Genomic DNA, 9126 nt, shown 5'->3' on the forward strand with positions numbered 1-9126 from the left:
GGCAGCTCCTACATTTGGAATGCATTTCCACTGTAGGAGCTGCCGAAGGCTGCGATCTTTTGATTTTTCAACGCGCGAATTGGGTGAGGCATTCCTCGATCGAACGCTGCTGCGTCGCGGCATACAACCCCAACTCATCAATGGTTGCGCGCCCCAGAGCCTGTTCGAAGGCCTGCCGATTGGAGTGCTCGCCATAGTGCGCCTGCGCCGCGTCCCCAAGGTTCGACTGAAAAATCCCCGCCGCACTCACCGGCAGGAAATCTTCGTACACCAACGGTTCCGCTTTCACATAACCATCGCGTAACAAGTCCTCCAGAGACGACTGCCCAAGTCCTCCAGCAGCCAGACCTTTTTCCGTGGCGAAATAGCGAAAGTACGCCAACTCTTGTTCACGCATGCCTTCGACACTGTCAGGAAATTCGCCAAAGTGCTGAGCCATCAGCGCGTTGTAGCGTGCGCCATTGCCCTCGTTGGGGAAGTCGCCGAGTTCATCGCGCGCGGCATTCAGCAAGCGGTCATACAGCGCCCGGCCTTTGGGGGTGAGTGCCGCGCCGCGCTGTTCGATTTCGCCGAAACGCGCGCTGTGACTGCCACGGGTCTGGTTCTGATCGGTGAAGGCGATCGGCTCGTCCAGCGCCTTGAAACTGGTCTGGCGCAAGAGGATCGGGCACTGCCGGCGCGGCGGGCCTTCGATGACGGCTTTTGGGGTGATGCCATGGGCCGGCATCTGTTCCTGCACGCTATCGATGTCCAGCGTGCGCGGCGTCAGGTGGTTGATGTGCGGGCCTTTGAACGCCACCACGTCGGCGATCAAGCGGTGTTGGGCGCTTAAAGTCTGGTATTGCGCGGCAGTAACCGTGGCGCTGTGATGCCAGCGAAAGGTTTCCAGTGCCTGCAGGACGAATGCCTCGGCCTCGCTTTCATTCAGTCCGCCTGCGGTTTCAGCCTGCGCGATCAAGCGTAATGCCTCCGGGGTAAAGATCGAACGCTTGGCCAGCACTGATTCGGCGAAGGCGCGTAGCTGCGGATCTTCAATCAACTCCAGGCGCAACAACGACGTAAACACTCGAAACGGGCTGACTTGCAGCGCGTCCTCATGCACTGCGCGAAAAGCCGTGGAATGCACCGGTACGCCCGCCGGGGTCAGGTCGTAATAACCCACCGGCTGCATGCCCATCACCGCAAACAAGCGGGCGAGGGTGGCTAGTTCGGTGGCGGTGCCGACGCGGATGGCGCCATGGCGCTCCATGTCCAGCCGCTGGATTTCACCGGTGCTGTCGAGTTGCCGGGCGATGTCCGGCTGATCGGCAAGCACCTCGCGGTTGGTTTGCTCGACCAATTGCATCAGCGCGCCGTACAACGGCACTTCTTCGCGGTACATGTCGGACATCGCTTTGGAGAAGCGTTGGCGGATCAGGTCGGGGCTGACGAACGGCTGCACGGTCATGAAAAAAATTCCTGCCACGGTCACGGAATGGATGAGTGAAAAGATCGCAGCCTTCTCGCACGCGGGCAAACGAAGAATCCTACGAACTTCATTCTGCCAACGACTGATCCACCAGTTCGATCCAGTGCATCACCCGCGTGCGCCCGGCGCTGGCCAGATGGCTCTGACAGCCAACGTTGGAGGTGACGATCAGCTCAGGGCGGCCACTCTCCAGCGCATTGAGGCGGTTGTCGCGCAGTTGCCGGGCCAGCACCGGTTGCGTCAGCGAATAGGTGCCCGCCGAGCCGCAGCACAAATGGCCGTCGGGCACGGCGGTAAGATTGAAACCCAGGCGCGCCAGCACAGCTTCCACCGCGCCGCCCAGTTTCAACGCGTGCTGCAAAGTGCACGGGCAATGCACGGCAATCCGTCGCTCGCTCGCCGCGCAGACTTTTTCCAGCGGTTCCCGATCGAGTATCTGCACCAGATCCAGCGTCCGCTCGCTGATTTCCCGTGCCTTGGCCGCATACACCGGATCGTTTTCCAGCAAATGCCCGTAATCCTTGATGAATGCGCCGCAACCGCTGGCGGTCTGCACAATCGCTTCGGCGCCGTTTTGCAGGTGCGGCCACCAGGCATCGATGTTCTGCCGTGCGCGGTCGAGGCCTTTGGCTTGCGCGTCGAGGTGATAGTCCAGCGCGCCGCAACACCCGGCCTCGGCTACCGGGGTGACACTGATGCCCAAGCGATCCAGCACCCGCGCCGTGGCGTCATTGGTGTTCGGCGACAAACCCGGTTGCACGCAGCCTTCCAATAACAACACCCGCCGGGCATGGCGCGGAGCGGGGCGCATACCGGAAAGCGGCAGATGCTGTGGCAGTTTGCTTTCCAGCATTCGCGGCAACAGCGGACGAAACGTCGTGCCCACCCGCAACAAGCCTTTGAACAACCCTGGATTCGGCGCCAATGCGCGCAAACCCTCGCGCAACAGACGTTGCGCCGCCGGACGTGGCACCGCGTGATCGACCACCGCGCGGCCGATGTCGAGCAGGTTGTGATAGTCGACGCCGGACGGGCAGGTGGTTTCGCAGTTGCGGCACGACAGGCAGCGATCCAGATGCAGTTGTGTCTGCGCCGTCGCGGGTGCGCCTTCGAGCACTTGCTTGATCAGGTAGATGCGCCCGCGCGGGCCATCGAGTTCATCGCCGAGCAACTGATAGGTCGGGCAGGTCGCGTTGCAAAAGCCGCAATGCACGCAGGTGCGCAGAATCTTTTCCGCCTCGGCGGCGCGGGGCAGTTGTCGCGATTGTTCGCTGAGGGTGGTTTGCATGGCTAGAACTCCGCGTACATCCGCCCGGGGTTGAACAGCCCTTGCGGGTCGAGTTGCACCTTGAGTTGTCGGTGGTAACGCAGCAGTGTCGCGGGCAATGGCTGAAACGGCGAATTGCTGGCGCCATGGCTGAAACAGGTAGCGTGGCCGCCCAGTTCCTGCGCGAGAATGTGGATGTGCGCCGCGTCGGATTTCAGCCAGCGTTGCGCGCCGGCCCAGTCGATCAACTGCTCGCCGGGCAGATCCAGCGGGCCGAGATTGTTCGGCAGTGACAGGCGCCACAACGGCCGGCCCTCATCGAAAAACGCCAGCCTCTGCTCATTCAGATCACGCCAGAACTGCGAGTCCAGCGGCTCGCCACCCAGGCGTTGATGCGCCGCCGTCACCGAACCTTCGCCGCCCTCCAAACGCAGATACAGGCTCTGGCCATCGTGACAAGCGGCACTGATCGGTAGCGGTTGCTGACCCCATTCGGCAAGCCTGGTCAGCGCCCGCGAGCATTCCATATCGAGGCGAATGCTCAGGCACTGCCGTGGTTTCGGCAGGACTTTCAGCGACACTTCGGTGAGCACGCCGAGGCAGCCGTAACTGCCGGCCATCAGCCGCGACAGGTCATAACCGGCGACGTTTTTCATCACTTCGCCGCCGAAACGCAGGTGCTGACCAAGGCCAGTGATCACCCGCGTGCCGAGGACGAAGTCGCGCACCGAGCCAGACCACGGCCGCCGAGGCCCGGACAACCCCGTGGCGATCATGCCGCCAACCGTCGCGCCTTCACCGAATGCCGGCGGCTCGCAGGGCAGCATTTGCCCGGCAGCGTCTAGCGCCACCAGCAGCTCGGACAACGGCGTACCGGCGCGCGCCGTGATCACCAGTTCAGTCGGCTCGTAGCGGACGATGCCACAGTGGGCGCGGGTGTCGAGCACTTCGCCGGCGACCTCGCGGCCGAGAAAGGCTTTGCTGTTGCCACCCTGAATTTTCAGCGGCGTGGCATTGGCCCGCGCTTCGTTGACCTGATCGAGCAGGGCGCTGGCGGCGTCGACATCGGCCATCAGAAACGCTCCAGTTCGGGGAACGGCAATTGCCCGGCGTGAATGTGCATCGCGCCGAATTCGGCGCAGCGGTGCAGGGTCGGAATGTTCTTGCCGGGATTCAGCAGGCCTTGTGGGTCGAACGCGGCTTTTACTGCGTGGAACAGACTTAGTTCGTCGCTGTTGAACTGCGCGCACATCTGGTTGATTTTCTCGCGGCCGACGCCGTGTTCACCGGTGATGCTGCCGCCAACTTGCACGCACAGTTCGAGGATCTTGCCGCCCAAGGCTTCGGCGCGGTGCAGTTCGCCCGGTTGATTGGCGTCGAACAGGATCAGCGGGTGCATGTTGCCGTCGCCGGCATGGAACACGTTGGCCACGCGCAAACCGTATTCTTCGCCGAGGCGGGCGATGCCTTGCAGGACGCCGGGTAATTCGCGGCGCGGGATGGTGCCGTCCATGCAGTAGTAATCGGGCGACAAACGGCCGATGGCCGGGAAAGCATTTTTGCGTCCGGCCCAGAAGCGCACACGCTCGGCTTCGTCGCGGGCCTGACGCACTTCGGTGGCGCCGGCCGCGGTCATGACCTCGCGCACCCGCAGACAATCGTCGTGAACGTCGGCTTCGACGCCATCGAGTTCGCACAACAGAATCGCCTCGGCGTCGACTGGGTAACCGGCGTGAATGAAATCTTCAGCGGCGCGAATGGCGAGGTTGTCCATCATCTCCAGGCCGCCGGGAATGATCCCCGCCGCGATGATTTCGGCGACCGCGCGGCCTGCCTTTTCCACTGAATCGAAACTGGCCAGCAGGACTTTCGCGACTTGCGGTTTGGGCAGCAGTTTGACCGTGACTTCGGTGATGATCCCCAGCAGTCCTTCGGAGCCGGTGAACAACGCGAGCAGATCGAAACCCGCTGAGTCGAGTGCATCCGAACCGAGGGTCAGGCGTTCGCCTTCGATGGTCAGCACTTCGATTTTCAGCAGATTGTGCACGGTCAATCCGTACTTGAGGCAATGCACACCGCCAGCGTTTTCGGCGACGTTGCCGCCGATTGAACAGGCGATCTGCGACGATGGGTCCGGCGCGTAATACAGACCGAAAGGCGCGGCTGCCTGAGAGATCGCCAGATTGCGCACCCCCGGTTGAACCCGCGCGGTGCGGGCGGCAGGGTCGATGTGCAGGATATTGTTGAAGCGCGCCATCACCAGCAGCAGGCCCTGTTCCAGCGGCAAGGCGCCGCCGGACAAGCCGGTGCCGGCACCACGGGCAACCACTGGGACGTTTTTCTGGTGGCAGAGTTTGAGCAGGGTTTGCACTTGCTCGAGTCGACGGGGCAGGGCGACCAGCATCGGCGTGGTGCGGTAGGCGGAGAGGCCGTCGCATTCGTAGGGTTTGAGTTCCTCCTCGCGCCACAAAATGTCGAGATCAGGCAGCGCGTGCTGCAATGCCTTGAGCAACTCAGCCTTGTTCACCTGCGGCAACGGGCCGTCGAGGCGTTCGTCATAAAGAATATTCATCTACACCTCAGACCTCGTCACTTTGTAGGAGCTGTCGAGTGAAACGAGGCTGCGATCTTTTGATCTTGTTTTTAAAAAGCAAAATCAAAAGATCGCAGCCTTCGGCAGCTCCTACACAGGATGTGTTGAGTGTCATTTCTGGCTTCCGAGGAATTCCCGATACAGGCGCGCAGTATTCCCCGGCTGTTCAACCATCGGCATGTGCCCGACATGATCCCAGACATCCACGCGCAAATTGGCGATGCCCTTGCTCCACACCGGCACGCTGCTGACGTCGATCAGCCGATCCTTGCGGCCCCAGAGCAACAGCGCCGGGCATTTGATGTCGGGTAGTTTCGGCTCCATCGGCGGGCTGGCGCGAAAATCGCGGAAGATCTCTTCCAGTTCATCGCGTTGTTGTTCGTAGCGCTGGGCGATGGCGTCCAGCACCAGGTTCGGCACCCACGGTGGCGACTCCATGGTCATCGCGTAAAACTGGCGAAATTCTTCCCGCGAGTTGATCAGAAACGGGTTATGCCCGCGCGCCAGATGCCGCTCCATGTCGCTGACCTCGGGCGCGGTGACGCCCGCCGGGTCGATCAATGCCACCGAAGCAATGCGGTCGGGATACGTCGCCGCCAGCCACGCGGCGATGTAGCCGCCCATCGAGTTGCCGATCACGTGGACTTTCTCCACGCCGCAGACGTCGAGCAACTGGATCATGCGCTTGGCCTGCAACGGAATGTCATAACCGCCGCCAGCCTTGAAGCCGGTTTCACCATGGCCGGCGAGGTCCGGAATGATCACCCGATACTGGCGCACGAAATGCCGGGAAAAGCGCAGCCACAGGTTCTTCTCGGCGCTGTAGCCATGCAGCATCAGAATCGCGCTGGCCGCTTCATACGGCCCGCCCTGCCAGGTCGAGACGGTCATCTCGGCGATCGGCACTTCGATCTTGTGCAATTTGTACAACTTGGCCTCGATGGCCATGTTCAGGTCGTACAGCCAATGACCGACCGCTGGATAACTCAACCAGCTCCAGGCCACGAAAACCGCGAGGGCGACAAACAGCAAAAGCATCGACGTCTTCCTTTTACGTGTTCAGGACAGAATGTGGTCGGCCGGTTTCAGCGTTCGGGTCAAGCGGTGATAGCTGAAACTGAAGCCGGGAAACATCGCGATCACATGACCGCTCTTGCTTTGATACCAACTGTGGCAACCACCGGACTTCCATACCGTGCGCTGCATTTCCCGATGAATCATCTCAGTGTAGGTACGTTCCGCTTCACGGCGCACTTCAATGCTGCGCAGGCCTTTGGCCTGCACGGCGCGGATGCAGTCGAGGATGTAGTTCATCTGCGATTCGATGATGAACAGCGCCGAGGTGTGACCGATGCCGGTGTTGGGCCCGGTGACGATAAACAGGTTGGGGAAGTCCGGCAGGCTGGTGCCCAGATACGCGCGCGGGTATTGCGCCCAGACATCTCTGAGTTGCACGGCGTTTTTTCCGCTGACCGGGTAGGAAATCACCCCGTCGGTGGCGTCGTAACCGGTCGACCAGACGATCAGATCAACATCGATGTGTTGGCCGTCCTCAGTGTTGATGCCGCTTTCGTCTATGGAAGCGATGCCTTGTTCGCGGGTATGCAAGGTGACATTGGGACGGTTCAGCGCCGGGTAATAGGTGCTGGAAACCAGCACCCGTTTGCAGCCAATGGTGAAGTCCGGGGTGAGTTTTTCTCGCAGCAGCGGGTCCGGCACCTGGCGTTTGAGAAAACGCAGGGCGTGCTGCTGGACCATGTGAATCGCCGCTTTGGAATATTTGAAGGCGATGACCCGGGTTTCGAATTGCCAGTAAATCAGCCAGCGCAATAATTTGTAGGCGGGTTTCAGACCGAGCAGCCAGCGTTGCAGCGGCCCGAACTGACGATCGGCGCGGGGCAGCACCCAATGCGGCGTGCGTTGAAACACGTGCAGTTGCTCGACCTGTTCCGCAATGGCTGGAATCACTTGCACCGCACTGGCACCGCTACCAACGATGGCCACGCGTTTATCGCGATAGTCGTAGCTGTGATCCCAATTGTTTGTATGAAACGTCTTGCCTTGAAAGCGCTCCTGGCCGGGAAAGTGTGGGATGACCGGTTGGCTCAATGGCCCGGTGGCATTGATCAGGAACTGCGCATAAAAGGTGCCTTTGCTGGCGGTGTGCACGGCCCAGCGTTTTTCCGTGTCGTCCCATTCGACACGCTCGACATCGGCTTGCAACTCTACGCGTTCGCGCAAACCGAATTGCTCGATAACGTGCTCGGTGTAGCGCTGCAGTTCGGCCTGCCCGGCGAACATCTGCGACCAGCGGTACGGCGCGAACGACAGCGAATACAGCGGCGACGGCACGTCCACCGCCGCGCCGGGGTAGGTGTTCTGGCACCAGGTGCCGCCAAAGAAGTCCCGTCGCTCCAGCAGGCGAAAATCGTCGATTCCGGCTTTTAGCAGGTTGACCGCAGCACATTGACCGCCAAAACCGCTGCCGATGATCAACACGAGATAGGTGTGCATGGGCCTCCTTCTTATAGTTGTTTTTCCATTTTGCTCCTTTCATGTATAGCCAAATATTTGCACTGTGCGCGGCCCTGATGTCGCTCTATTCAGCCCGCTGGCCGGTGATGGCTATTTAACGTCGCCCTGTTAGACTTCCAGCACATCCGTCCTGCGGTGTGCGTGATCGAGGTCCTTATGGGAAATACCGGAGGAAAGGGACTTTCATTGGCCAGGAGGCTTTATACATCGCGCATCCTCGGGTTGATTCTGGGGCTCGTGTGCGTGAGCGTGGCGATGTACTCGCTCGATCCGCCGCTGTGGGTCTGGGCACTGATGTTCTTCAACGGCCTGGTCTGGCCGCATCTGGCGTTTCAATGGGCACGCCGCGCCCGGGTTCCTTACCACGCTGAACACCGCAATCTGTTGATCGACGCCTTTTTCGGCGGCTTTTGGCTTGCCGCCATGCATTTCAATCCGTTGCCCACTGCCACGACCATTTCGATGATGGCGATGAACAACGTCGCCATCGGTGGTTCACGTTTTCTATTGGCAGGCACTGCGGCGCAGTTGCTCGGGGTCGGCGTCGGGCTGGTGGTCTTTGCTCCGGCATTCATTCCGCAGACCACCCCTGCGCAAATGTACGCCTGCTTCCCGTTACTGCTGCTGTACCCGTTGGCGCTGGGCTGGATCTGCTTTCGCCAGGCCTACACCCTCGGTCGACATAAACGCGAACTGCTGGCCCTGAGCCGCACCGACAGCCTGACCGGGCTGCTCAACCACGGCGCCTGGAAGGATCAACTGGAGATTGCTTTTCAGCGCTGCAAGCGGCAGAAGCAGGGCGCGGCGATTGCGTTGATCGACATCGATCACTTCAAGGCAATCAACGATACCTACGGCCATGTTGCGGGCGACATCGTGTTGCGCCAGCTGAGCAAGTTGCTTAAACAAAACCTGCGGGCGACAGACGTTGCCGGGCGTTATGGCGGTGATGAGTTCTGCGTGATTTTGCCGGATCTGCCGTTGTTCAACGCCGCGCAGGCCATGGAGGCGTTGCGCGAGCGCTTCGCAATTCTGGGTTATGAGCAGAATCCAGCGTTGAAGGTCAGTTTGAGCATTGGCCTGGCGGCGTACGATCCGGCGCATGCTGACGCGACGCGCTGGCTCAATGATGCCGATCAGGCGTTGTATGAAGCCAAGGCAGGCGGGCGTAATCGGGTGATCTGCAATTGCGATGACAAGCCCCGGCGGACGTTGCTGGATTCGGTTTGACCGCTATACCCCACATCCCCTGTAGGAGCTGCC

At 60.8% G+C, this 9126-nt stretch carries 7 protein-coding genes; 1 reads left to right on the plus strand and 6 read right to left on the minus strand.

Annotated features, from left to right (window positions below):
• Positions 1-67 precede the first annotated feature (67 nt).
• The 6 genes from hglS to PMI23_RS13940 all read right to left on the minus strand — a co-directional run bounded on the left by hglS (position 68) and on the right by PMI23_RS13940 (position 7842).
• Positions 68-1447 carry a 2-oxoadipate dioxygenase/decarboxylase HglS gene (hglS, locus tag PMI23_RS13915; protein WP_007919524.1) on the minus strand — a complete coding sequence of 460 codons (1380 nt, stop codon included), beginning with the start codon at positions 1445-1447 and terminating at the stop codon, positions 68-70.
• An 88-nt stretch (positions 1448-1535) separates the two neighbouring features.
• Entirely contained in the window at positions 1536-2756 is a 1221-nt protein-coding gene (glcF, locus tag PMI23_RS13920; protein WP_007919526.1) for a glycolate oxidase subunit GlcF, read from the minus strand.
• 2 nt (positions 2757-2758) lie between these two features.
• Positions 2759-3808, minus strand: coding sequence for a glycolate oxidase subunit GlcE (glcE, locus tag PMI23_RS13925; protein ID WP_007919527.1), 1050 nt, complete (start codon positions 3806-3808; stop codon positions 2759-2761).
• Positions 3808-5307, minus strand: a complete 1500-nt coding sequence (gene glcD, locus PMI23_RS13930; RefSeq protein ID WP_007919528.1) for a glycolate oxidase subunit GlcD — start codon at positions 5305-5307, stop codon at positions 3808-3810. Before glcD ends, glcE begins: the two co-directional genes overlap by 1 nt.
• 132 nt (positions 5308-5439) lie before the next feature.
• A complete protein-coding gene (locus tag PMI23_RS13935) occupies positions 5440-6366 on the minus strand; it encodes an alpha/beta fold hydrolase (protein WP_007919529.1) in 927 nt (308 codons plus the stop codon).
• 21 nt (positions 6367-6387) lie between these two features.
• Positions 6388-7842, minus strand: a complete 1455-nt coding sequence (locus PMI23_RS13940) for a flavin-containing monooxygenase (protein WP_007919531.1) — start codon at positions 7840-7842, stop codon at positions 6388-6390.
• Between the two features lie 177 nt (positions 7843-8019).
• On the opposite strand from PMI23_RS13940, the gene PMI23_RS13945 reads away from it, so the two are divergent.
• Positions 8020-9093: a diguanylate cyclase gene (locus tag PMI23_RS13945; protein ID WP_007919532.1), complete on the plus strand. Its 1074-nt coding sequence runs from the start codon at positions 8020-8022 to the stop codon at positions 9091-9093.
• Positions 9094-9126: the final 33 nt, after the last annotated feature.

Source organism: Pseudomonas sp. GM24 (assembly GCF_000282235.1).
In the GTDB taxonomy this organism is placed as follows: Bacteria; Pseudomonadota; Gammaproteobacteria; order Pseudomonadales; family Pseudomonadaceae; genus Aquipseudomonas.

Excerpts from the sequence above, each read along its gene's own strand:
- hglS (WP_007919524.1), bottom strand. The coding sequence starts at position 1,447 with ATGACCGTGCAGCCGTTCGTCAGCCCCGACCTGATCCGCCAACGCTTC.
- glcF (WP_007919526.1), bottom strand. The coding sequence starts at position 2,756 with ATGCAAACCACCCTCAGCGAACAATCGCGACAACTGCCCCGCGCCGCC.
- glcE (WP_007919527.1), bottom strand. The coding sequence starts at position 3,808 with ATGGCCGATGTCGACGCCGCCAGCGCCCTGCTCGATCAGGTCAACGAA.
- glcD (WP_007919528.1), bottom strand. The coding sequence starts at position 5,307 with ATGAATATTCTTTATGACGAACGCCTCGACGGCCCGTTGCCGCAGGTG.
- PMI23_RS13935 (WP_007919529.1), bottom strand. The coding sequence starts at position 6,366 with ATGCTTTTGCTGTTTGTCGCCCTCGCGGTTTTCGTGGCCTGGAGCTGG.
- PMI23_RS13940 (WP_007919531.1), bottom strand. The coding sequence starts at position 7,842 with ATGCACACCTATCTCGTGTTGATCATCGGCAGCGGTTTTGGCGGTCAA.
- PMI23_RS13945 (WP_007919532.1), top strand. The coding sequence starts at position 8,020 with ATGGGAAATACCGGAGGAAAGGGACTTTCATTGGCCAGGAGGCTTTAT.